Raw genomic sequence first — 23,566 nt, forward strand, 5'->3', positions numbered from 1 at the left:
TCAAACATTGTTTGACCCGCACACTGCGAAACTTTGTTCAGTTTTCAAAGTACCAACTTGCGTCAAGTGACGCAATGTTTTATATCTTACTCGCTTGTTGACTTCTTGTCAACAAGTTTTCGATATTTTCTTTTTGCCTCCGCGAAACTTGCTTATCTCGCGCGGCACCAAATATTAGTATACTAGCTTTTTTTTGATTCGTCAAATTTGCTTTTTCATTCGTTTTATGATTGGCGCACCCGGCCGAGTTGTTGTTGCTCAGCTTTCTCCTTCAGCGGCAATAAATTGGATTAACAGCATTTTTCCTTCTTTTAACAAAGGATTGTTCTTATTTCGCTTGCTTTTCCCGAAAAAAGCAGAGAAAATTTCTGCGATTTTTTCTAGAAATCGGCAAAAGAAGCTGGGCAAAAGAAAAATGGCGACCTAAGTCACCATTTTCTTCACTCCATCATACTCTTTTACCCCAGTTTTTTCTTTTCTCTCTGCACTCTACATTCTTCAAATCTCTGTATTTTTATCTCTGCAGTTTGGCAACCAGCTTGTTTGGCAAAACGAAGCTCTGGCTGCCCATGGACATTGGGCCAACTTCGCCTTGGTTGAAGACGATAACCACCTGGTTCTTCTTGTTGATGTAGAACTGCTGCTTCTTCTTGATCTGGCTGAAGCCGTCCGGATTGCCATTTTCCTTGAGGAAGTAGCTCTTGTTCTTTTCAGCCTTCATTTCCTGCTTCATCTGCTTAATGATGTTCTGGCTGATGGCCTTTTGGTAGTTGCTGCCGCTCTTGAACAAGTCCCCCAGCTTGACCTGCTTGCCGCTGGCCTTGCTGAAGACGTAGTAGCGGCTACTTTCCCCGCTGTCAGCTTGCGTTTGCACGGCTGTCAGCTTGACCACGTACCAGTAGCGGTTGTTAGTCACTTGCTTGGTCTTGACCGTCAAAGAACCATAGCCGCCCTTCTTCAGAGATGCCTTGAATTCCTTGGTCAAACGGTCAGTTTCCTGGACAATTTCCCGGTTGACTGCCTGGCTGCTCTTCTTGGCCTCCTTGGTTGCCGGCCCGGTTACCCCGCTGACGGCAACTTTATCAACAGAAATATCGGCTGAATGCTTGCGGCTTTCATAGTGGTAATCACGGAAGGTCACCAGCTTGAAGTAGTTCCCCACAACTGGCAAGTTCTGCATGGCATTAGCCACCTGCGGACTCGTGTTTGGCAAAGCCACGCTGAAAGCAGCTGCGGCCGCGATCCCTGCCACCAGGCGGACCCACGGCTTGCGCTTGGCTGACAAAGGAATAACCTTCTTTTGCCCCCGGCTGGCTGCTGCCTCCACGATGTACTCAGTCTTGATTCCGCCCATTGCATCCATTAAGTCAGTGTTTTTCATAATAATATCCCCTTTAAATATACTTTTCTTCCTGCAGCTTTTTGCCCAGCTTGCGGCGCATCCGCAATAATGATACCTTGACAGCCGACACGGTCATCCCGTTAGCTGCCGCAATATCGCTGACAGCATCCATGTAAAAATACCGCTGAACAAAAATAATTCTTTTTTCTTTTGGCAGGCCTGCCAGAAAATCATTGATGATCTCCGTCAAAGCGCTGCTCTCAATCCCTTCCAGCTCTGCCTGCCCCTGGACCGCGCCGGATAACTCTCCAATTTCATCCAGCGAGGTGGTATATTGATCCCCAGCTCGTTTCTGCCGCTTTTGGTCGCGGACCATGTTCAAGGCTCCATTGCGCGTGACGCGCCCCAGGTAGGCCAAGAGGCTCTGCGGCCGCTTCGGCGGAATCGTGTTCCAGGCTTTCAGCCAAGTATCGTTCAGGCACTCCTCAACGTCCTCCTTATCCCGCAAGATATTGCGGGCAATCGTTGAGCAGTATGCCCCATATTCACTCTGGACTGAAGTGAGCGCAGCTTCGTCTCTGGCGAAGAACTGCCCGATGATTTCAGTTTCTCTCACTGTCTTTTTCCGTCCTTTTACTTTTTGCTTTTCGAGGCCCTCATCTCCTCTACCCTAATAGACACCTAAGGGAGCTGAAAGGTTACACTTTTGCAAAAAGTTTTTTAGAAAAATTTCCCACGCAAAAAGGAACCCCTCCGCGGAGTTCCTTTTAGCACTAGTGCCACTTAACTTCTGGCGTGATCTTGGTCATGCCGTGCATGTATGGACGCAAAGCTTCTGGTACGGTAACCGTGCCGTCTTCGTTTTGGTAGTTTTCCAAAATAGCGGCAACCGTCCGGCCGACAGCCAGGCCTGACCCGTTCAAAGTGTGGGTCAGCTTAACCTTGCCGTCTTCGTCACGGTAACGGATTTGTGCCCGGCGGGCCTGGAAGTCAGTACAGTTGGAGCAGGATGAGATTTCCCGGTAAGTGTCCTGGGCTGGCATCCAGACTTCCAAGTCGTAAGTCTTGGCACTGGTGAAGGATGCATCCCCGGTTGACAAGGCTACAACCCGGTATGGCAGACCCAGCTTTTGCAGCAGGTGTTCAGCGTTGTGGGTCAGGTTTTCCAGTTCCTTCCAGGAGTCTTCTGGCTTAACCACCTTGACCATTTCTACCTTGCGGAATTCGTGCATCCGGATCAGGCCCCGGGTGTCGCGGCCAGCTGAACCAGCTTCACTTCTGAAGGCTGGTGACAAAGCAGTCACATTGATTGGCAGGTTCTTGCCATCAATGATGTCACCTCTGAAGTAGTTGACCAAAGGAACTTCAGCAGTTGGAATCAAAGTCAGGTTCCGGGCTACTTCCGGGTCGTCGTTGTCAACAATAGTGTAGACGTCTTCCGTAAACTTCGGGAATTGGCCAGTTCCTTGCATTGAGTCATTGTTGACCAAGGATGGGGTGATGACTTCAGTATAGCCTTCGCTGGTGTTTTCATCCAGGAAGAAGTTGTAAACTGCCCGTTCCAGCAAAGCGCCGGCACCCTTGTAGTAAACGAAGCGGGCTGCGGAAACCTTGCTTGCCGCATCCCAGTCCAGGATGTTCAGGTCAGTGCCCAGGTCCCAGTGAGCCTTTGGCTGGTAGTCAAACTTGGTCAGTTCGTTCCAGCGGCGGACTTCTTCGTTGTAGCTTTCGTCAGGGCCAATTGGGTCTGAGTCAGCCGGGAAGTTTGGCAAACGGAGCAGGATGTATTCTTGCTTTTCCTGCAATTCGTCAACTTCCTTGTCCAATTCCTTGATCTTGGCGCCGACTTCACGCATGTTGGCGATTGCTTCACTGGCGTCTGCCTTTTCCCGCTTGGCGGCAGCAATCTTCTTTGAAACTTCGTTTCTTTCTGCCTTCAAGTTTTCACATTGCACCATAGCTTCCCGGCGCTTGGCGTCGATAGCTACCAGTTCATCCAATTGCTCAGGCTTGATGCCCCGAGTTGCCAACTTTTCCTTGGCCCAGTCAAGATTCTCGCGAATGACCTTAATATCCAGCATATATAACCTCCGAAAAAATAAAAAAGCCGGTCCGTCCCAGTCTTGGGACGAATCGGCGCACGGTTCGCGGTACCACCCAGTTTCGGCTCAAAGAGCCGCACTCAGTTGAGCGTTAACGGTGCCCGGCCGTGCAATGATTAGTTGCCCACACTAATGAAATCTGGAAGCGACCGCCGTCCGCTCTCAGCATACACGGACTCTCTGTCGGCAGTCTAGGGATTTCGTGTTTGTCTCTATTCTATGCTATTCGCTCCGTTTTAGCAAATAATACTTGGCTGAAAAATCCAAAAAAGGCGGAATTTGCCGGTAATCGACTTCATACATCTGCCGAAAGCCCAGCTTTTGCAATAAATGCTGGGGCCGCAAATTGTTTGCCCGGCAGCCGGCCCAGATTTCCTTGATCTCCGGATCTTTAAAAGCCTCCCCTAAGAGGCAGTTGATGCTTTCAGTCATGTAGCCCTGCCCCTGGTACTTTTTATCCAGTAAAAAGCCCAGCTCCCGGGACTGGCCATCCCGGGGGTACAGCTCCAGCAGACCGATCGCCTGGCCCTTTTTCAAGCAAATCATGTAGCTGGCCGGCCGCTGCTGGTAGGCCAAGGCCCCTTCTTCAGCTTCTGGCAGATTCCGGTAATGGGCAAAGCCTGCCGTCTCCTGGTAATAGGGATCCTGCCCCCAAGACAAAAGCAGCTCAGCATCTTCCGGCCCGACCGGCCGCAAATATATCCGCTCACTCTCCATCACATCAGCCTCATGATCCAGCGGGCCCCGTAGACCAGGCCCAGGCTGTAGGCCGCGATAGTCCAAGGCTTGCAGAGAACAATAATCCAGAAGTAGGTCCAGGGCTTCATCTCCGTTAAACCCGCTAAAAGGCAGAGCAGGTCATCCGGAGCAACCGGGGCCAGGATGCAGATGGCGAAGAACCAGTTGAACTTCTTTTGGTTCTTAGTCCACTTGGTATACTTCTCCAAGCTCTCTTCTGACACGATGTGCAAGATGAAGGACTTGCCGTAGTAGCGGGCCAGGAAGAAGTTGATCAAGGAGCCGATGACGATCCCGATATAGTTGTAGATAAAACCGGGCCCGGCGCCGAAGAAGACGACCCCGGCCAAAAGGGAGACCCCGCCGGGGATAATCGGGATCACGACCTGGATGATCTGGATCAAGACAAAGATGAAAGGGCCGAGGATCTTTTTGTCAGCCAGATAGGCGCTCATCTTGGCCTGGCTGGTAAAAATCCCCAGCTGGTACCAGTAGATGCAGAGGCCAATGATCACGATGGTTGAAATAATGGTCAGCCGGTTGATCAGCTTGCGGCTTTGTTCGTAACTCATGGTCTTTTCCCCCTAAAAACAATTCCAGGATAATTTTAGCAAAAAGCCTCCGGCAGCCCCACCAGTTTGCTTCAAGCTTTACCCAAACTTATCCAAGTTCCTTGCAAAAAAGCCAAAAGACAAGCAGAAATTATTGCTTTGAGTATATAATTAAGTTAAAAGCAAAGATCAGAATTCAAATCAGATCAGAAAGGAAAAATGAGATTATGGTTGTGACTGTTAACAATATCGCTTATGACCTTAAGCATGGTCTCAAGACCGACATCTACTATCCCAACGATACCGACTCACAGACAAAAATCCTCATCTTCTGGCACGGCGGCGGCTGGTTCCGGGGGAGCAAGGAAAGCATTAGGGACGTAGCCATCGACCTGGCCAACGCCGGCTTCATGACCTTTGTGCCCGACTACCGGCTGGCTCCAGCGAACCACTTCCCGGCTGCCCACGAGGATGCCCTCAACTTCGCGGCCTGGCTTTTAGCTTCAAACTACACCGACGAAGGCGATGAAAACAATATCGTCCAGATCGGGGCCAGCAGCGGCGGCACCCTGGCTTTGAAGGTGGCCGGCATGTACGGCTTTCCAACCGTCACCTGGTCAGCCCCGGTCGACTTCAGCAGCTGGCTGGCCGACCACCAGGAGGTCAAGCCATCAGTCAATGCTAAAGAAGAACTGGGCTTGACCAAGCAGCAGGCCATCAATGAAGCCTTTTACAAGTACTTCGTCTTGACCTATGCCGGCAGTGAAGACTCCGACCTTTTGGCCGACCTGGACGCTCAGAGCTACGACTACACCAAGTTGGGCCGCCTGCTCATGCTGAATTCCGCGGCTGAACTAACCGACCTGGCCGGCGTTACTGACTTTGCCGGCCGCCTGGCCGGCCGTGGCCACCAGGTTGACCTGGAAATCATCCCCGGCCACGGCCACGCCATGGACTACGGCCGGGAATATCTCCGGGAAAGCATGACCTATCTCAACTATGCCCTCAGTCTGAAAACAAGAAGCGAATAGCCATGATAAACATTGAAAAATTCATCAAAATCCGCAAGTCACTCAAACTCTCCCAAAATGAGCTCTGCAACGGGATCTGCACCCAGTCAACCCTAAGCAAGTTCGAAAACAACGGGCAAATCCCCTCTTTCAAGATCCTCAAGCAGCTCTGCGAGCGGATGAACATCTCTTTATCCGACATCATGCTGACCAGCACGGAAAGTGAAATTGCCCAGAAGCTTTTTTCCGCGGACTTCTACTTTATCACCTACGACTATGACCAGATCCGCAAGATCCTCAAGCAGGTCAATGAGAAAAAGATCCGCGACAAGCAGGACCTTCTGCACTACAACTACCTCTGCGGGCAGCTGGCCCTGGACGGGGACCACAACGATGTTTCAGCCCTCTTCTATTTCAACAATATCTTGACGACGGACAACCTCAAGGCCGACAACATCTACCGCCTCTTGGCCCTTAAGGGCTGCAGCCAGGTTTACGCCAGCCAGGACATGGACAAGGCCTCTCACTACTTTGACCAGATCCTGGCCCAGATCAAAAAAGTCGAAATTAAGGACAGCCTAAGAGAACTCCAGGTCATGTCCATATTGACGGCAGCCGGTGAATTCTATGGGCAAAACGGCCAGTACAAGCACGCTGACGACCTGCTCAACTACGCCTACGAACTGGCATCGAGCCACCATGTGGTCTACTTTTTAGCCCGGGTCGTTTACCAGCTGGCTCTGGACGACTTGGCCCAGAAGCGGTCCCTAAATACTGCCCTGGAGCACTTGCATGACTCCCTGGCCTTCGCCCGCCTGAACAAAAACGAGGTCATCCTCAAAGAAGGCGGCAAGCTCCTTAAAGAACTTGAAGAGAAAGCATACGAAAACGGTCAATCGCGAGATTGACCGTTTATTTTTTTGCCTTAAATAGTGCCGTAGCCAGTCAGCGGCCGGCATGGGCAGTTGTTAAAGTCGTAAGTCTTTAAGAGTTCCAATTCCTGGTCACCCTTGATAAAAGCAGTTGCCCCTTCAGACAGCATCAAGTTCATGATTGGCTTCTTTTCCGGCTGGTTAGTGAAAGGCACGATGATGACCGGCTTGTTCTGCGCCCGCAAAAAGCCGATTTCAAAGGCGCAGCCGTCATCCAGTTCATCCATGTCGTAGAGGAAGACCCCGCAGTTGGCCATGGACAGGCCGTTGATATCGTTTTGGTAGGTCTGCTGCTTCCAAAGCAGGCTGCGTTCGTCGCCAAAGCCGACATTCGGGTCTTCAGCCGGGTCGGTTACCTGCTGGTCAAAGGGAAAGTGGACATGTTCAACCGTCGGGTTGGCCGCCAAGTATTCGCGGACCTGCTTGGCCCGGGCTTGATGGTGGTCACGGTGAAAAGATGAACCTAAATAAATACGTGCTGTTGCCGTCATGAATCCTCCTAGTGGACGCTTAAATAATCTAACATGGTGTAAATGGCGCGCTTGTTGGCGCTTGGCAAAGGCTGGGCCAGAATCTCAGCCGGAGTCTGGTGTAAGTCATTGCCGCTTTCAGCGTAGGCGCCGTCATTGATGACGATTTCGCGGACATTGTCAGCCAAAGGCTCTAAGTGAAACTGCAGGCCGATCACGTTGCCATTGACCAAAAAGCCCTGATTGGCCAAGAGGTCGCTGGAATAAAGCAGGTGGCTTTCAGCCGGCATTTCAAACATGTCCTGGTGCCAGTGCAGGGCCAGGAGCTTGTCTGGCAAACCGGCAATAGCGTCATTTTGCTTGTAGACCGGAGCCCAGCCGACTTCCTTGTGGGCCGCCGGGTACACGCTGCTGCCTAAGCAGATGGCAATTTGCTGGGCGCCCAGGCAGATGCCCAAAATCGGCAGGTGTTGCTTGAGGCAGTCCTTGATCAATTGCCGCTCTTCTTCCAGCCAGGGCAGGTCATCGCCCGGACTCATCGGCCCGCCCAAAACGACCAGCATGTCAGTTTCATCAGCTTTCGGGAAGATGCCGAAAGTTTCCGGATGGTATACATAGACTTTATTGCCCCGGTCTTCGGCCCAGGCCTTGATGGCCCCTGGCCCCTCATTCGGGGTGTGCTGCAAAACGTTGATCCGCATAATCTCGTCCTTTCAATTTTTAAATATTTTACCATGCTCACTGGATTTTTTCATTAAACGGGAAATATTTACCAAAAGCTTTGAAAAAATTGCCGTTAAAATATTCCTTCAAATAATAAAATTATTTCACCCTTTAGCTATACCAAAAATCAGAAACCGGTTTATACTAGAGAAAGGGATATTTGTGAATCTTGCACTAGATTGGCGGTAAAAGCCGGTCTGATCAACTTTTAATTCGAAAGGATGAAGAAAACATCTATGGCAAAATACGAATCAGTGAACCCATATACCAATGAAGTCTTCGCCAGCTACGAAAACCCGACTGACCAGCAGATTGAAGAATCTCTGGCCTTAGCCCACGCCCTCTACAAGAAGTGGCGGCATGAAGAGCCAAGCAGCCGGGCCGCCATTTTGAAGGACATCGCGGCCAAGTTTCAGGAAAAGGAAGAAGAAATGGCCAAGACCATGACCCTGGAAATGGGCAAGAAGCTCAGCGAAGCCAAGGAAGAAGTTGAAATCTGCATCGGCATCCTCAACTACTACGCCGACCACGGCCCGGAGCTTTTAAAGCCGGTCGACCTGCCTAACCCATACGGGCGCGCCTACTACTTAAAGCAGGCCACCGGGGTAATCATGGCCTGCGAACCATGGAACTTCCCTCTTTACCAGGTCATCCGGGTCTTTGCCCCGAACTTTGTCGTCGGCAACCCGATGCTACTCAAGCACGCCCACAATGTACCAAGCTCTGCTGCCCTGGCGGCCAAGATCGTCAAAAGCGGCGGGGCGCCGGAAGGCAGTTTGCTCAACCTCTACCTCAGCTACAGCCAGCTAGACCAGGTCATCGCTGATCCGCGGGTACAAGGTGTCGCCTTGACCGGGTCTGAAAGAGGCGGGGCTTCCGTAGCCGAAAACGCCGGAAAGAACTTGAAGAAGTCCACCATGGAACTGGGCGGCAACGACGCCTTTATCGTCTTGAGCGATGCTGACCCGGCAGTTTTAAAGGCAGCCTTGAGCGACGCCCGCACCTACAACAACGGCCAGGTCTGCACCTCATCCAAGCGGATGATCGTTTTGGCTGACCGCTATGAAGAAGTCCTGGCAGACATGAAGGAGATTTACTCCGGCCTTAAGTGGGGCGACCCGCTGGAAGACTCCACTACCCTGCCGCCGATGAGCTCCCAAGCCGCCAAGGAAAAGCTGGCCAAGCAGGTGGAAGCGGCAGTTGCCGGCGGAGCCAAGGTCTACTACGAGTACCCGGAAATTGATGCTCCAGGCGCCTTCAGCCGGCCAATTATTCTGACCGACATGACTAAGGACAACCCAATGTTTGACCAGGAAATGTTCGGGCCAGTCTGCGTGGTCTACAAGGTTAAAGACGAAGCCGAAGCCATTGCCTTAGCCAACGACTCCAGCTACGGGCTGGGTTCATCCGTCATCTCCAGCGATATCAAGCACGCTGAAGAAGTCGCCAGCCAGATTGAAACCGGGATGACGGTCATCAACGGCCGCTGGATTACTGACGGCAGCCTGCCATTCGGCGGGGTCAAGAAGTCCGGCTACGGCCGCGAGCTCAGTCCTTTGGGCCTGAACGCCTTCGTCAATGAACACCTGGTGATCGACTTTACTGACCAAAACCAGCAATAAGCAGATGTAACTCAATCTCTTTCACCTACACTTACCTTTACTTTTTCTTTAATCTTTATTACATTACCTACTTTTTAGTGTTTCTTTTGTACTAGTTTTTGCTGCTTAATTCTTAACTTTTAAGTTTTTATTTTTCACGAATCTCTAAGTAGAAAATACCAAGAAAAGGCCGCTGGTCACTCAGACCAGCAGCCTTTTTGTCTGCAAAAAACTATTCTTCACTATTTTGCCCGGGCTTGACCATTGGCTGGAACATGTTGATACCGGCCAAAACCGTGGTCAGGCAACTGACCAGGATCAAGAGGTAGCCGGAAATGCCGATGGCCACGGCATAGCTCTTCAAGCTGGAAACAGCCTGGCTTAAGTAGCTGGCCGCGCTAGTTGTCTGGGCCAATTGGTAAAAGAGGTAGATCAAGACCAGGCTTTCGACCAGGGACAAGGCAAAGGCCCGGACCCGGGAGACCCGGGTATTCTGGCTGACGGCCAGCATGATGAAGACTGGCAAGAACAGGAAGATGGCCAGGAAGAGGTAGAGAATCAAGGCGGGAACGATCTTACCCGCCGCGATCTGCCGGTTGGCGACTTCAAAGAAGACGCTGGCCACGGTCAGCTTGCTGCTGGAGGTCACGAAGCCTGTCCCCAGGAAAAGCAGGACCAGGGTGATCAAGCTGGTCAAGAGGATGGAGAGCTGGATGATGCCGAAGTTCCGGGGCTTCTTGGTCTTCTTTTTCACCTTTTCCACCTTGGCTTCAAATTTCGGGTGGGCCTGGGTGAAGTCTTCACTCTTCTCTTCAATTTCGCTTTCCTTGTCGTCAAAGGCATTGAAGACTTTAGAAGCCCCGTTCCGGATATATTCAGTCAAGTTCCGGTCAGCCGTGTATTCGCCCTGGGAGTCCCGGTGGCCGGTCCAGATGAGTAGAGCCATGGAGACGGCAAAAGCCGTCCAGCCCAGGGGCCGGGAGAAGCTCATGATGATCAAAAGACCCACGCCGACCAAGAAGGCGATCGTGGTGTTGTCTCTCATCCACTGGAGCATTTTTTCCGCGGTTGGGTTGCTGGTAAAGGCATTCCGTTCCTGCTTTTGCTGGTAGGCGGACCGGCTGAGCTTGTCAACTGGCTCTTTTTCTAAAGACCGGTCAGCTTCTTCCCGCTTAGCTTCTCTTCTTTCAACATTTTCTTCTACTGCTTCTTCTGTAAAGTAGTCGCGGCGGTATTTTTCCACATTGAATCCACAGTTCGGGCAGGCCTTTTCCTGGCCAGTCAGAGCCTGGCCACAGTTGGGACACTTTTTCATAGTAATCGTCCTTTGCTAGTGTTTCTTTTTCCACATTATAACATTTTCCTTCCGGAGGCAAAAAAGAACCCGCCAAAGATGACGGGTTCTTAATGCATTATTTAGCTTTCATTTAAGACTTCTTGCCGAAACTGAGGCCCTTCTTGCGGCCTGCCCACTTAGGCCATGGGAAGCCTTCGTAGGTCAGCTTGGTTGAAGCAGACAGGTTGATCGGCATCAGGAAGATCAGGATGGCCAGACCGATGATGACACCGATGGCCACTTCGATCAAGGTTGGCACGCCTGATGGGATCAAGGCCGCGAAAGTACCACCCAGGATGACGACGGCTGAGATGACAACCGTCCCGATAGCCGTACATGCCTTCAGGATTCTTGCGCTAGGCAAGGCATGCGGATCGCTGTCACGGTAGCGCATCATGACGAAGATGCTGTAGTCGACCCCGAGGGCGATCAACATGATGAAGGTAAAGAACGGCACGTTCCAAGCCAGGGTGCTCCGGCCCATCACGCCGCTGACAACCCAGCGGGTGATTGACAGAGAACTGATGTAGGCCAAAAGCAGAGTCCCCAGGATGTAGATCGGCTGAAGCAGACTCCGGGTGATGAGGATCAAGGCAATGCCGACGCCGATCAGCATGATTGCCATAGTTCTGGTAAAGTCACCGCTGGCCGTGTTCTTGGTGTCTTCGATGGTTGAGCTTTGCCCGCCCATTTCGACTTCAGCCTTGCCCAGGTCGGTCCCCTTGAGGGACTTGCGAGCCATAGCGCTCAAAGCTTGTGAGTGCTCTGCGGCACTTTCAGAACTTGGGTTGCTGTCCAGGATGATGATGATCATGGCACTCTTCTTGTCCGGGCTGAGGAAGACCTTGAGGGACTTCTGCAGGTCGGCGTTGTGCTTCAAGACGTAGCTTGGCACGTAGAAGGTGTCAGAGGCCTCGGACTTGCGCAAGCCGTTCAAGTATGAGCCGGCGGAAACCAGACCGTTGTTGACGGCAGTCAAGCCGCTGGTGATGGCTGGCGTCTTTTCAGCGAGCTTGCTTGCGCCGCTGGAAAGCTGGCTGGTACCGGACTGCAGCTTGTCAGCCCCTTCAGCCAGTTGGCTGGAGCCGTTGACGCCTTGCGCCAGACCGTTTTGCAGTTGGCTGGCACCAGATTGGAGTTGTCCGGCACCGCTGGTCAAGCGTCTTGCGCCGTTAGCCAGTTGAGCCGCGCCGCTGACGCCGCTGGCCAAACCAGTAGCCAGTTGGCCGGCACCGGAGTTAACCTGGCCAGCGCCGGAGTTGACTTGGCTGGCGCCGCTGGCTACAGCAGAAGCACCAGAGTTGACTTGGTTAGCACCTTGTGAAAGAGCTAAAGCACCAGCCATACCCTCGCTCAATCCACTGTAAAGTGAATTTGAACCTGTGTAAAGCTTGTGAGCACCAGCTGCAAGAGCGTCAACTCCCGACTGCATCTCGCCAATCTTGCTCAAGCCAGACTTAAGGCTCGTGATCCCACTGGCTGCTTGAGTACTCAAATCATTGGAGCCCGAAGCAAGCTGGGACACAATTGCCTGCAATTGTTGCACTTTCGTGCTCAAGTCGGCCGTGGAAGCTGCAGAAGTACTGCTGCCCAGACTGCCGGCGGCACTTTTAATGCCGGGAGCGGCAATCTTCATGCTGTTGGCTGCACCACCAGCAGTTCTTAAGCCGCTATCAGCGGAACCTAAACCAGCGTTAAGTTTGTCAAGAACAGGTTGCAATTGCTTCTTCAACTCTGGATCTTGACTGATCTTGCTTGCCAGTTCACCAGCCGCGGAGTTGGCAGCACCTAAGCCAGTCTTAGCTTCAGTCAAGCCAGTTTGCAGAGAGTCAACTTGTCCTTGCAGGCTTTGCAGACCACTAACCAGACTGGAGATCTTGGAAGTGTCAATGTTTGGCACATTGATCTGACTAACCACGCCATTTAACTGTTGCAGGCCGGTGTTTAGTTTAGTCAAACCTTCTGACAATTGGTCAAGCTTGCTAGTGTCCAATGAACCAGATTCGGCTGACAGTTCACTCTTTAGCTGGTCAAGACCAGACACCAGATTAGACATATTATCAGTCAAGTCTTGTGCTCCACGGGTCAGCGTTTTTGTACCAGTGTAAAGTTTTTGGGCACCAGTTGCCAGAGAGCCGGTCCCGTTAGCCAGAGTCTGTGAACCACTGGCCAGGGAGCTGGTCCCGCTCTTCAGCTTCTGGGTACCAGCAGACAAGGTGTTGGCCCCGCTGGACAGCTTTCTAGTGCCGGAGTAAAGGGCGTCTGCACCAACTGACAGGGTCTTGGTCCCGTTAAAGAGGGTGCCTGCCCCGTCGTAGAGAGCGATTGAACCGTTGTAAAGCTTAACCGTCCCCGTGTACAGGTCCTTGGCCCCGTCACTCAAAGTGCCAGTGCCTTCGTCGAGCTGGTCAGCCCCGTTAGCCAGTTTCTTGGCCCCGCTGGTCACCTGCTCGCTGCCCTTAGTCAATTTGCCGACACCCTTTTCCAACTTGGCGGTCCCGTCGGTAACTGACTTCAGCTGCTTCTTAACATAGAGCAGCTTGATCTTTTCGTTGTATGGCTCAGTCGCGGACATAACCTTGTCCACGCCTTCAGAATTGCGCAATTTCCGCGTCAATTCGTCGATCAGCTTCAAGTCCTTCTCATTGTCGAGCGTGTGGTCACTCTTGATGTAAAGGTATGACGGCATGGCCATCCCTTTAGAGAAGTGCTTTTGCACCAGGTTCAGCCCTTGCTTGGAAGGTACTGAATCTGAAATTTCCGCCGTGTCGTCGTAGTTCAAAACGTTAGAGTAAGTAACGAAGAATGGTGCAACGACAACCGCTACAGCTGCCAAAAAGACAACTGGCCGCTTCAAAGTAGCGCTGGAAATCCCATGCCACATCTTGCTTGGGTTTTCCCCGGCGAATTCCTTGCTTGGCCAGAACATCTTCTTGCCCAAAGTGGCCATGAAGAAGGGGTTCAAAGTCAAGAGGACGATCAAGAGGACCAGAACGCCGACAGCAACGCCGGCAGCAGACCGGTAAACGGAGAAGTTGGCTAAGCCCAAAGCGGAGAAACCGATCAGAATTGAGGAGCCGGAGTAAAGAATAGTCCGGCCGGCCTTCTTGATCGAGTCCTTCGTGGCTTCAGCCACCCCCAGGCCATTGCCCAGGTCCTCCTTAAAGTGGTTATATAGCAGAATGTTGTAGTCGGTCCCGATCCCGAACAAAACAATCACCATGAAGACCTGGGTGAAGTTGGAGAACGGGAAGTTCACCTGGTTGACCAGGTTGGTCACGATTGAGAAGGAAACCAGGAAGGAAACCCCAACCGTCAAAAGTGACACGAGCGGGACAACCGGTGACCGGAAGACGATGATCAACACGATGAAGATGAAAACCACCGTGATCAGTTCCGTCTTCTTGATCCCTTCTCGGATCGAGCTGGTAAAGTCATTGTTGAGGACGTCTGCACCAGTGACGTAGGTTCTTACCCCACTGGTCTTGACAGCCTTGTTGATCTCGTCGTTAACCTGGGAGATGGTCCCGTGGCTCTTGGCGATGTTCATCTGCATGACCCAAGTCGTTCCGTCTTTAGACTTGAGCAGCTTCTTGGTCGCGATGTTGTCTTGCGGCGCCAGGTAGTCCTTGATGCCGTATTTCTTCTGGTTGCTAGTCAAGCGGTCGATTGTGGCTTCGATGTTGCCCTGGTCGGTCTCGGTCAGCTTACCGGATTTCTTGTTGAAAACAACCGCGACTTCATAAGTATTCTTTTTCTTACTGCCCCATTCGTTCTTGATTAGTTTGGCTGCTTCGCTTTCCACGTTGCTTGGCAGGGAGATTTCGCTGTGCGCTCTCGTCAGTGATTCAACGTTTGGCAAGGCAACCAAAGAAATCACCAGAATGAGCACCCAGGCGATCAAAGCGCCGAGATGGTTCTTCAGTAACTTCTTCAATGTCCTTTTTCCTTTCTTTGTCTTTTACAATCAGTCTACTAAACTAGGCATTTGACTGCTGGACGCTGGGCGAAACCAGCCGCCAGATCATTTCGTGATAGTTCTCCTCTGCTTCTCGCGGACTTTCCACCTTTTCCTGGCCATCTATAAACCGGTCCAGGAAGACGTAGCCCAGGACCGCGCCAACCAAGGCGTGCTGGGAAACCACGTGTTCAGTGTCCACCTGCAGCTGGTCCCCTAAGTCCAGGATCTTGACCACCTCTTTAACCACTTCTAAATCATCAGAAATTTCATCCACGTGGTAAAGGAGGGTCGCCAGGTCCTGGTAGAGCAGGCGGATCCGGCTGGTCGCGACCAGCGACAGAAGTTGCGAGCGGTTCTTCACGTAATGATAGAGTGACTGGCTGCGAACGCCCAGAGCCTTGGCAAGATTTGGCATGGTCATCTCGCTTAAGCCCCGGCTTTCAATCATCTCCGTGGCTTTGGCCAGGACCTTGTCCAAGTCCAAAGTTCTTTTTTGAGTCATAATTACTACCCTTTTCCTTTCAACTGTAGCAATTATATAACTACTAACTGAAGATTTCAATCTACACTCTGTAAATTAATTTCATTCTCTATTGAAAGCGATTCCTAAAAGCGCTATCATATATTCGGATAGGAGATGAAAAATGAAAATGAAAATCTGGTGGTTCGCAAACTTTTACTGGTTCAGTTTACTGATTTATCTAAATGTTTTCATGTTCAATTTTCATTACGCTGACGGCAGCAGCATCAATCCTTTCGTAGTAACCTTCCTGCTGCTGGCTATCTGCATTATGGTCGGGGAATTCCAATTCGCCTGGTATATGTGGCTGGCCAAGAAAACTTATAAACCACGTAAACGCAAGAAAACACAAAACGACTCTACTGTCTGGCTGTAGAGTCGTTTTTCATTTCTTCTGTTCAGTTTATTCCGTCTTTACTTTTCCATGACTTGCTTAACGGCTTGCCCCAAGGAAGCAAAGTCATCAGTCTTGCTGGACCAGGCGCTAACCACGTAATTGTGGCCGTTATTGCTGATCAAGGCGACCTCTAAACTGCCATCAGCATACTGGTAGATGGTCCCCTTGGCCTTGCTGGCCAGCTTGGTCTTCCCTGTCATAGCAGTCAGAACCTGCTGGTTGTAGCTGCCGACCAGCTTGCCTTGGTAGATGGAAACCATGATCTTGGCCAGGTCACTGGCTGTCGTTTTGCCGACCACGGATTTAGAGAAGGTCCCCGTTACTTTAGTCTGGCTAGCCCCCAGCTGCTTAAGGATCTTGTTGACCTGCTTAGTCCCGATCGTCCGCAAAAGCGCGTTAGCCGCGGTCTTGTTGCCCTTCAGCATCTGCTCGCGCAAGTAGCTTGGCCCATAGCTGATCCCGACCGCGATCGCCGTACTTGTCCCGGCCTTGTCAGCCTTGGTAACCTTGATAGTCGTGCTGGCCCCGATCTTGCCGGACTTTTCCTGGGCGTAAAGGGCGATCAAAAGATAGAGGTAAAAAATCTTCTGGGAATCCTGGCCGCTCTTGGTGTTGGTCACTTCCGCGAAATGGCTGCTCTTATTCAAGTCATAAGCCGCCACCTGGTAGCTGACGTCCTGGCCCATAGCCTTCTTAATTGCCTTGACCAGCTGCTTGTCACTGCCCTTGCTGCTCTTGACCTGGTTGTCATATTCAATGGAATTGATATTCGGTTCCTTGTCAGTGGAAGAAATGATCTTTTTGACCTTGCCGGACTTCTTTACCTGCACCACCGTGACTTTCCGCATTTCAGCATCCTTGTTGGTCCTGGTGTACACGACAAAAGCCAGTAGGGAGGCGGTCAAAGCCCCGACTACAATATTGTTCTTCATTAAAGCTCCTTGTTTCTAGCTCTTAATTCCTTTATAAAAGATGGTGCTTACGCATGAAGAAGATCAGCCAGACCATCAAAAGGACGGTGATCAAAGTAATGATTATCCAGTCATAGCTGCCCCCGAGAACCGGCAGCTTCACGTTCATCCCGTAAAAACCAGTCAAAATGGTCGGGATGGTCAAAACGATGGACCAGACCGTCAGGAACTTCATGGTGTCATTCAGGTTGTTGTTCAACATGTTGTTGGAAGTCGATGACAAAGTCTTGGTAACCTGCCGGGAAATCTGCACCATTTCTGAAGACTGGCTGGATTCAATCAAAACGTCGTCCAGCATTTCCTTGGCCGCTTTGGAAAAAGTCAGCCGGGAGTGCTGCAGGCTGCGCAGCATCATCTGGTCAGTCTGAATTGAACTGGACAGGTAGACCAGACTCTTTTCAATATTGGACAACTCCACCAGGTCCTTATTGTCGATGTCATCGCTCAGCTTGACGTCTAGGTCGTTGCGTTCAGCATCCAGCTGGGTGATGGCCCGCTGGAAGTACTGGGAAGCATACATCAAAAAAGTCACCAGCAGTTCCGTCACATCCTGGGCGTGTGAGAGCCGGCGCAAAACCTTGGGATCATTGAACTCGTCAAAAACATAGCTGGTCTCAATCGTATGGAAAGAAAAGAGGTTCTTGTCCTGTAGCAAAAAAGTGATTGGCCGGGAAGTGAAGTGCTTGATGGTCGTCGTTGGCCAGACTGGCACGTCATAGACTAGCAGGTGGGTGTCGGTATATTGGTCGTAGTCGTAGTGGGGCCGTTCATGCCGGTCGGAAACGTAGGAAATGATTTCCGGTGTAAAATAAAACTCTGTCTGCAGGCGCCGGCTGTCAGCTTCGTTCAAGCCATTGACGTCATACCAGTTAAAGTCTGTTTCAATTGGAAAAATTTGTTGCTTAATCATTGCTGTCCCCACCTTAATTTTACTCATTATTCATGATACCATTTTATACTATTTTTTTGAAATGAAGTTTCTTTAAAAGTAGGAAAAAAGATGCAAATCACAGAAAAATATCTTCCATTTGGAAATTGGCAAACCTACTGCCGGATCGTGGGCGAGGCTACTGACCGCGCCCCGCTCCTCCTTCTCCACGGCGGGCCCGGCAGCAGTCACAACTATTTTGAAGTCCTCGACCAAGTCGCTGAAAAAAGCGGCCGCCAGGTCATCATGTATGACCAATTAGGCTGCGGCAACTCCAGCATCCCCGACGACCAGGCGGAAACGGCCTACACGGCCCAAACCTGGGTCAAGGAGCTGGAAAATGTCAGAGAGCAGCTGGGCCTTGACCAGATCCACCTTTTGGGGCAAAGCTGGGGCGGGATGCTGGCTTTGATCTACCTGTGCGACTACCAGACTAAAGGGGTCAAGAGCCTGATCCTCTCCTCCACTTTAGCCTCCGCCAAGCTTTGGAGCCAGGAACTGCACCGCTTGATCAAGTACCTGCCCAAGGGCGAGCAGGCCGCTATCAAGGAAGCTGAAACAACTGGCAACTACGACTCCCCGGCCTACCAGGCGGCCAATGCCCACTTCATGGACCAGCACGCCATCAAGCTTACGCCGGACCTGCCGGAGCCAGTTTTGCGCAAAAAAAAGGGCGGCAGTCTGGCCTACTTGACAGGCTGGGGCCCTAATGAATATACGCCGATTGGCAACCTGCACGGCTATGAGTACACTGACCGCTTAAAGGACCTGCACTTGCCGGCCTTGATTACCAGCGGCACTGACGACTTGTGCACTCCCCTAGTGGCTAAAAGCATGTACGACCACTTGCCAAATGCCCGCTGGGAGCTCTTTGCCGGCTGCGGCCACATGCCTTTTGTCCAGGAAAATGCCAAGTATCAAGAGCTATTGTCTGACTGGTTAATCAGCCAGGACTAGACCAGAGCCTTCTTTAACAAAAAATCTGTCTGACGGTCATCGCCAAGAACGAAGACATGCTCGCTAAACCGGGTTAAACCGCGGCTGGCATAGAAGTTCTTGGCGTTTTCGTTGTGCTCCCAAACGCCCAGCCAGAGGACAGACTTGCTCCATTCCCGGCCCTTTTCTTCCGCGAACTCAAAGAGCTGCTTGCCCAGGCCCCGGTGCTGGAAACTTTTCCGCAGGTAGATCCGCTCGATTTCCAGGCCGTTTGGGTCGACCTCTTCGTTTTGGGCGTCGTCAACGTCCAGCTTCAAGTAGCCGGCAACTTCCCCGTCCACCTTCAAGAAGTAAAAGAAGCTGCCCGGAGTTGCCATTTCTCCCCCAAGCTTGTCTTCATTGTAGTTTTCGTCCAAAAACTTGGCCATATCTTCCGGGCTGTTGTCTTTGCCAAAAGTATCCGCGAAAGTCTCCCGGCTGATGGCAATCAACTCTGGCAAATCTTTCTCACTAACTTGCACAATTTTTACTTCTGTCATGCTTTGCCTTCTTCTCTTTTTCCGCTTTACAGTTTCTTAGTTAAGGCCGGTCAAGACCCAGGTTCTGAGCAGCATCCCTGCTCTTTCCCAGTCTTCTTCCCGGTAGTCGTGGCCAGCGCCCCGCATTTGCAAAAGTTCGCCTTGCTTCAGCTGCTTGGCCATCATTTCCAGGCTGGCCAAAGGCGCCTGGTCGTCATCGCTGCCGGCAACAATGTAGCTGCGGCCCTGGTAGCCCTTGATCTTGTCCCAGTCCTTGATGACTGGTGACATTAAAAAGATCCCCCGGACTGACCGGCCGATTTCACTAGCCGCAACAGCTGCAGCGTTGCCCGCTTCCCCATAGCCGGCAAAGGCGATGTATTCGCTGGCCACCCGGTCATCGTTTCTAAGTTCGTCAAAGGCCAGGTGGTAGCCGCTGATGGCGCTGGCTGCATCTTCTGCTTCAAAGGTGAAGGTCAGGATGCCGGCGTCGTTTAAGTAGCGGCTGAGCCAATAGGCCTGGTCCTTATCGCCGGTCTTAGCCAAAATTACCAAAGGGGTCATCCCTTCGATCGGGTTGACGGCTTCGCCCCAAATTCCCTTTAACTTGCCCTTGGCGCTGATTAAGGTCATCTCTTTTTCCATAAAAAACTCCTTACGATTTCTTACTTTACATTAAAAAACTTACAACATTCCTATTGTACTATTTTTTGCAGGAAATTAGGGCCGGTACTTGTAAATCGAGTTGTTGAGATTGTCCTTGACCAGCTGGTCAAAAATTTCCTTGCCCTTGGCCGTAATCGCGATCATTGGCTTCCGTCAAAGACCCGGCGGTTGCTGGCTTCGCTTTCCGCTGAACTCATGGCCACGTTGTAGCTGTTGATCCCCTGGTCGTAGTCTTCATCTCTGGCCACGATTGTGGACCCGTCAAGGCTGGCCTTCTTGGCCCACCAGCATAGTTGTACAGTTGTCGCGCATTTTTCTTCCTATTCGCTGACCTGCATGCCGCGGTCGATCTTTGCCCGGCCGGTTTCGTAGTCAAACTGGTAGCCCGGCTGCACATTGTAGATATAAACGTTGAAATCCAGGCTGCCGTCGGTGGAAACTGCCTGGAGGTTGATCCCCCGGGCCATGAGTTCCCGGCCTCTGAAAATTGGCGTTGCCTGGTAGATGACCTTCTTCCCGCTTCTTAAAGCTGACCGAACCTTGCTTTCAAAAATCGTCTGGATCTTCTGGTTAGAAAAGGCTGACTGGGTAAAGAGGTTCTTGGGGTTGTTCTGGTCACCGGACTGGTTCTTGGGGTTGTAGTTGCCGTCCTGGTCGATGCCGGCGGAAACTGAGTAGGCAATCAGGTGGCCCCGGTTGTAGATCTGGGTCCCGTTTTGCCGGTTGGAGTGCCAGCCGGTTGGCTGGACGTACTGCCTGACTCTTAAAGAGTCGTTAGCCACGTTCCGCTTCTCCAAAAAGGCGGTGTTGGAGCTGGAAGTCCGGTTCTGGCTATCCAGGTTGGAGTAAATGACCCGGTTGACCTTCCAGGCGCTTTTCACCAAGGTGGAGTGGTTATTGTTAACATAGTGCCAGCCCTTGCCTCCGGATTTAAAAGTTTCCTGGGCTAATTTCTGGTAGTCGCTCTTGGCTAATCCCCCGTAGACGGTTTTAGCCGTTTGGGCCGAGCTGACCGCACTTGATGAAGTACTGGTATTTGAACTGGAACTAGTTAAATTTCCCTGGCCGCCCTTGGTGTAGACGCCCCAAATGATTGCCGCCGCGGCGATAGCGACCGACAGCAGGTTGGTATTTTGACGCTTCTTGCGCCTGCGTTTTTTTGCCATTTCTTTTCCTCGCTTTTTAAACTAAAACTATTTTAGAGGATTTTTCCGGGAAACCAAAAGATTTAAACTATAATTGAGAGAAAAAGCAAGCAATACTTATCTAATAGAAAGGCAAAGGGAAAAAATTATGGAAGAATTCAAGCTAAATGACAGAAACCAGATTCCAAAGATCGGCTTTGGCACATACAAGATCAAGGGCTACCAAGGGGCCCGGGCCATCAGCCAGGCGATTGAAAATGGCTACCGGCTCCTGGACTCAGCCGCCCGCTATGAAAACGAAGGGGCCCTGGGCAAGGCAATCAGAAGCAGCTCTGTTGCCAGAAGCCAGCTCTTTGTGACCTCAAAACTGCCGGGAGCCCACCACGAATACAAGGCCGCGATCAACGAACTGGAAGAAGGGCTTTTAAGAAGCGGCTTGGACTATTTTGACCTCTACCTGATCCACTGGCCAAATCCTTTGGAAGACCACTACGTAGAAGCCTGGCAGGCCTTGATCGACGCGCAAAGATTTGGCTTGGTCCGGTCGATTGGGGTGTCGAATTTTGAACCAGGGCATATCGACCGCTTGATCAAGGAAACCGGGGTTACGCCAGCCGTCAACCAGGTTGAGCTGCATCCCTACTGGTCCAGCCGCGCCGTCCGGGCTTATGACGATGAGCATGGGATCGTTACAGAAGCCTGGAGTCCGCTCATGCGGGCCGGGGAAGTTTTCCAGGAAGATTTGATTCAAAAGCTGGCCGCTAAGTATGGCAAGAGCCCGGCTCAAGTAATTTTGCGCTGGGAAGTCCAACTGGGGGTAGTGCCAATTCCAAAAGCTTCCTCCAGCCAGCACCAGTTGAGCAACCTGGACATTTTTGACTTCAGCTTAACTGAAGAAGAAGTGACCGCCTTGACGGACTTGGACAAGGCAGATGGCCGCCGGCCCGACCGCGACCCTAACCAGCACCAGGAATTTTAAGCAGTAGAAATAAGCAGTTGCACTGGTCAACTGCTTTTTTCTTTTAAACATCTGTAAAAATTTGATGCCATCTGACTTTTCCCTGCTTTGATAAACAAAATTTGCGCTCTGAATTTTAAGATAATTAATTTTCCGCCTTTTCAGACCTTATAAAATAACCCTGCCACACATAGTATAGCTTCGCCGCTGAAAAGTTATGACCGAGTGCCTATATGTGACTCAGGCAATCCCCCACCTTGCGCGGACACTTTATTATATCTACGCACATTTATGGCAAACAACTAATCTTCGTTATTTATGTACTCTTTCCGTGAAAAAAGCGTTATCATATGGTTGATGAATCGATTTGTCAAAATTCGTTTACTGAAAAGTGGAGGTCGAATCATGAAGAAGCTTTTAACATGGCTGTTATTACTCTCAGCATCCTTGTTTTTCGCTCATCCGGTTAATGCGGATGCTGACACCACGGCTAATTCCGAAGTCTTTGCGTCTATCTACCGGCAAGGTGTAAGTAAAGGTATTCTTACTGAAAGTAACAGTTCCGAAGCAGAATTCGTAAAATACTGCAGTACAGAAGCATTTCCGATGTATCTGAAATACGTTGAAGTGGATCCCGGGACTTCTTTTGAACAATATGTCGCAGATGAAAACTATTTTGTTTCATGCAATCCGAATAATGATCATCCCGACACCATTTCTGCAGACAATTCACAAAGCAAAGGAAAGGGTTATTCCATCTTTTCATCATTTATCGCTGCAAAAAGTGGGTATAGCATGAAAGCCGGAGATATCTTAGTTTGTCACGGAACAGATAGTGCTGGTATCTTTGCCGGTCACGCTGCTTTTGCAACGTCAGCCAACTACATTTTAGAAATGCCGGGACCTAACCGAACTGTTGAACATCCCAGCAAGGAATCGTTTTTTAAAAAACATACTGGTAAAGGTAAGTACGTCGACGTATACCGCATCAAAAAGCATCCACACTATGCAGATGCAGCTTCCACCTACGCTTACCGTCATTTGTACAAAAATCCTAAAGATCGGCCAAAATACGGCTTTCAATCTGGCTTATATAGCATGAAGGATAGTTACTGCTCAAAATACGTTTACTACGCTTACTACAAAGTTTTACCAAAGGGCACACTTAAAACTTATAATAATTGGCATATCGTCCACCCATTTACTTTTGTCGGTAATTTCCAAGGTGACTTCAAAGCAAGTTATCTACATCAGATTACCAGTTGGAAGTGATCTACCATGACAAAAACAGAAAAAGTTCTTTCAACAATTATTAAAGCGGTCAACTGCTTGATGTTTCTGATCGAGGCAGTTCTAATCTGGTTCATGGGAGCACACTCCGTTGGCTTTCAAACCGATTTCGAAAGCCTTACCATTGGTTGGGCTCTAATCATTGTGTCTATTGCCCTTTTGTTGGCTGCCATCCTAATCTGGACGAGCAAGTTTTCAGTCCTCTTCTGGATCACTGTAGTTGTCCTAGTTGCCGGATTCATTGCTTTAACCCTTTTACGGGTGATGACTGCAGGTTTAGCTTTCGATGTGCTTGGTTCAGCCATAATTCTTTTTATATTACGCTATGGCAAATTCACTAAGCCATATGCAGGACCTATTATGGTTGTTGCTATCAACTTAACCTACATCTATCTTTTATCCGTTCCTTATGACTGGTTCTTTAATTACTGGTTTACGAAGTAAAAAATCTAATTATCCGACAATAACAAA

23 protein-coding genes are annotated in these 23,566 nt (G+C 50.7%); 8 read left to right on the top strand and 15 right to left on the bottom strand.

The window, feature by feature from the left end; genetic code table 11:
* Window positions 1-514: 514 nt before the first annotated feature.
* The 5 genes from DS743_RS00945 to DS743_RS00965 all read right to left on the bottom strand — a co-directional run bounded on the left by DS743_RS00945 (window position 515) and on the right by DS743_RS00965 (window position 4,754).
* Complete coding sequence (locus DS743_RS00945; RefSeq protein ID WP_003612147.1) at window positions 515-1,381, bottom strand: RsiV family protein; 867 nt, start codon at window positions 1,379-1,381, stop codon at window positions 515-517.
* A 13-nt stretch (window positions 1,382-1,394) separates the two neighbouring features.
* Window positions 1,395-1,958 (bottom strand): RNA polymerase sigma factor, encoded by a 564-nt coding sequence (locus tag DS743_RS00950; protein ID WP_003612122.1) that lies wholly within the window; start codon window positions 1,956-1,958, stop codon window positions 1,395-1,397.
* Between the two features lie 157 nt (window positions 1,959-2,115).
* Window positions 2,116-3,423: a serine--tRNA ligase gene (gene serS, locus DS743_RS00955; RefSeq protein ID WP_035185202.1), complete on the bottom strand. Its 1,308-nt coding sequence runs from the start codon at window positions 3,421-3,423 to the stop codon at window positions 2,116-2,118.
* 243 nt (window positions 3,424-3,666) lie between these two features.
* A complete protein-coding gene (locus DS743_RS00960; RefSeq protein ID WP_002879323.1) occupies window positions 3,667-4,161 on the bottom strand; it encodes a GNAT family N-acetyltransferase in 495 nt (164 codons plus the stop codon).
* Window positions 4,161-4,754 carry a TVP38/TMEM64 family protein gene (locus DS743_RS00965; RefSeq protein WP_003616018.1) on the bottom strand — a complete coding sequence of 198 codons (594 nt, stop codon included), beginning with the start codon at window positions 4,752-4,754 and terminating at the stop codon, window positions 4,161-4,163. The genes DS743_RS00960 and DS743_RS00965 overlap by 1 nt, the downstream gene beginning before the upstream one ends.
* 206 nt (window positions 4,755-4,960) lie before the next feature.
* Here DS743_RS00965 and DS743_RS00970 point away from each other — a divergent pair, with 206 nt between their 5' ends.
* Together DS743_RS00970 and DS743_RS00975 are read left to right on the top strand one after the other, a co-directional pair.
* Window positions 4,961-5,764, top strand: coding sequence for an alpha/beta hydrolase (locus DS743_RS00970; RefSeq protein WP_035185200.1), 804 nt, complete (start codon window positions 4,961-4,963; stop codon window positions 5,762-5,764).
* A gap of 2 nt (window positions 5,765-5,766) precedes the next feature.
* Window positions 5,767-6,651, top strand: a complete 885-nt coding sequence (locus DS743_RS00975; RefSeq protein ID WP_035185198.1) for a helix-turn-helix domain-containing protein — start codon at window positions 5,767-5,769, stop codon at window positions 6,649-6,651.
* A gap of 17 nt (window positions 6,652-6,668) precedes the next feature.
* Here DS743_RS00975 and DS743_RS00980 read toward each other — a convergent pair whose 3' ends face one another.
* Window positions 6,669-7,166 (bottom strand): nucleoside 2-deoxyribosyltransferase, encoded by a 498-nt coding sequence (locus tag DS743_RS00980; protein ID WP_002879327.1) that lies wholly within the window; start codon window positions 7,164-7,166, stop codon window positions 6,669-6,671.
* Window positions 7,167-7,174: 8 nt separating this feature from the next.
* On the bottom strand, window positions 7,175-7,846 hold the full coding sequence (locus DS743_RS00985; RefSeq protein ID WP_002879329.1) for a type 1 glutamine amidotransferase: 672 nt from the start codon (window positions 7,844-7,846) through the stop codon (window positions 7,175-7,177).
* 258 nt (window positions 7,847-8,104) lie between these two features.
* Between DS743_RS00985 and DS743_RS00990 the strand changes: the two genes are divergently transcribed.
* Window positions 8,105-9,490, top strand: coding sequence for an NAD-dependent succinate-semialdehyde dehydrogenase (locus DS743_RS00990; protein ID WP_003612086.1), 1,386 nt, complete (start codon window positions 8,105-8,107; stop codon window positions 9,488-9,490).
* 211 nt (window positions 9,491-9,701) lie between these two features.
* Here DS743_RS00990 and DS743_RS00995 read toward each other — a convergent pair whose 3' ends face one another.
* From DS743_RS00995 to DS743_RS01005, 3 genes are all read right to left on the bottom strand, one after another.
* Window positions 9,702-10,784, bottom strand: coding sequence for a membrane protein (locus DS743_RS00995; RefSeq protein ID WP_035185195.1), 1,083 nt, complete (start codon window positions 10,782-10,784; stop codon window positions 9,702-9,704).
* A gap of 112 nt (window positions 10,785-10,896) precedes the next feature.
* Window positions 10,897-14,742 carry an MMPL family transporter gene (locus DS743_RS01000; RefSeq protein ID WP_035185193.1) on the bottom strand — a complete coding sequence of 1,282 codons (3,846 nt, stop codon included), beginning with the start codon at window positions 14,740-14,742 and terminating at the stop codon, window positions 10,897-10,899.
* A 43-nt stretch (window positions 14,743-14,785) separates the two neighbouring features.
* Window positions 14,786-15,268: a TetR/AcrR family transcriptional regulator gene (locus tag DS743_RS01005; protein ID WP_035185191.1), complete on the bottom strand. Its 483-nt coding sequence runs from the start codon at window positions 15,266-15,268 to the stop codon at window positions 14,786-14,788.
* A gap of 148 nt (window positions 15,269-15,416) precedes the next feature.
* On the opposite strand from DS743_RS01005, the gene DS743_RS01010 reads away from it, so the two are divergent.
* Window positions 15,417-15,662: a hypothetical protein gene (locus DS743_RS01010; protein ID WP_035161723.1), complete on the top strand. Its 246-nt coding sequence runs from the start codon at window positions 15,417-15,419 to the stop codon at window positions 15,660-15,662.
* A gap of 38 nt (window positions 15,663-15,700) precedes the next feature.
* Here DS743_RS01010 and DS743_RS01015 read toward each other — a convergent pair whose 3' ends face one another.
* Window positions 15,701-16,615, bottom strand: a complete 915-nt coding sequence (locus tag DS743_RS01015) for a serine hydrolase (RefSeq protein ID WP_035185187.1) — start codon at window positions 16,613-16,615, stop codon at window positions 15,701-15,703.
* 31 nt (window positions 16,616-16,646) lie between these two features.
* Window positions 16,647-17,564 carry a magnesium transporter CorA family protein gene (locus DS743_RS01020; RefSeq protein WP_035185185.1) on the bottom strand — a complete coding sequence of 306 codons (918 nt, stop codon included), beginning with the start codon at window positions 17,562-17,564 and terminating at the stop codon, window positions 16,647-16,649.
* 90 nt (window positions 17,565-17,654) lie between these two features.
* Here DS743_RS01020 and pepI point away from each other — a divergent pair, with 90 nt between their 5' ends.
* Complete coding sequence (gene pepI / locus DS743_RS01025; RefSeq protein ID WP_035185183.1) at window positions 17,655-18,539, top strand: proline iminopeptidase; 885 nt, start codon at window positions 17,655-17,657, stop codon at window positions 18,537-18,539.
* Here the strand turns inward: pepI and DS743_RS01030 are convergent.
* From DS743_RS01030 to DS743_RS01040, 3 genes are all read right to left on the bottom strand, one after another.
* The gene (locus DS743_RS01030; protein WP_035185182.1) at window positions 18,536-19,057 is read right to left on the bottom strand and encodes a GNAT family N-acetyltransferase; all 522 of its coding nucleotides are present in this window, start codon (window positions 19,055-19,057) and stop codon (window positions 18,536-18,538) included. The two genes, pepI and DS743_RS01030, sit on opposite strands and share 4 nt — an antisense overlap.
* Window positions 19,058-19,093: 36 nt before the next feature.
* Window positions 19,094-19,681 (bottom strand): alpha/beta fold hydrolase, encoded by a 588-nt coding sequence (locus tag DS743_RS01035; RefSeq protein ID WP_035185180.1) that lies wholly within the window; start codon window positions 19,679-19,681, stop codon window positions 19,094-19,096.
* Between the two features lie 341 nt (window positions 19,682-20,022).
* The gene (locus DS743_RS01040; protein ID WP_035185178.1) at window positions 20,023-20,868 is read right to left on the bottom strand and encodes a DNA/RNA non-specific endonuclease; all 846 of its coding nucleotides are present in this window, start codon (window positions 20,866-20,868) and stop codon (window positions 20,023-20,025) included.
* A 127-nt stretch (window positions 20,869-20,995) separates the two neighbouring features.
* Here DS743_RS01040 and DS743_RS01045 point away from each other — a divergent pair, with 127 nt between their 5' ends.
* From DS743_RS01045 to DS743_RS01055, 3 genes are all read left to right on the top strand, one after another.
* Complete coding sequence (locus DS743_RS01045; protein WP_035185175.1) at window positions 20,996-21,826, top strand: aldo/keto reductase; 831 nt, start codon at window positions 20,996-20,998, stop codon at window positions 21,824-21,826.
* 384 nt (window positions 21,827-22,210) lie between these two features.
* Entirely contained in the window at window positions 22,211-23,077 is an 867-nt protein-coding gene (locus DS743_RS01050; RefSeq protein ID WP_003612091.1) for a hypothetical protein, read from the top strand.
* A gap of 6 nt (window positions 23,078-23,083) precedes the next feature.
* Window positions 23,084-23,539, top strand: a complete 456-nt coding sequence (locus DS743_RS01055; protein ID WP_035174977.1) for a hypothetical protein — start codon at window positions 23,084-23,086, stop codon at window positions 23,537-23,539.
* Window positions 23,540-23,566 lie beyond the last annotated feature (27 nt).

Origin of the sequence: Lactobacillus leichmannii (genome assembly GCF_024701915.1) — a bacterium.
Lineage (GTDB): Bacteria > Bacillota > Bacilli > Lactobacillales > Lactobacillaceae > Lactobacillus > Lactobacillus delbrueckii.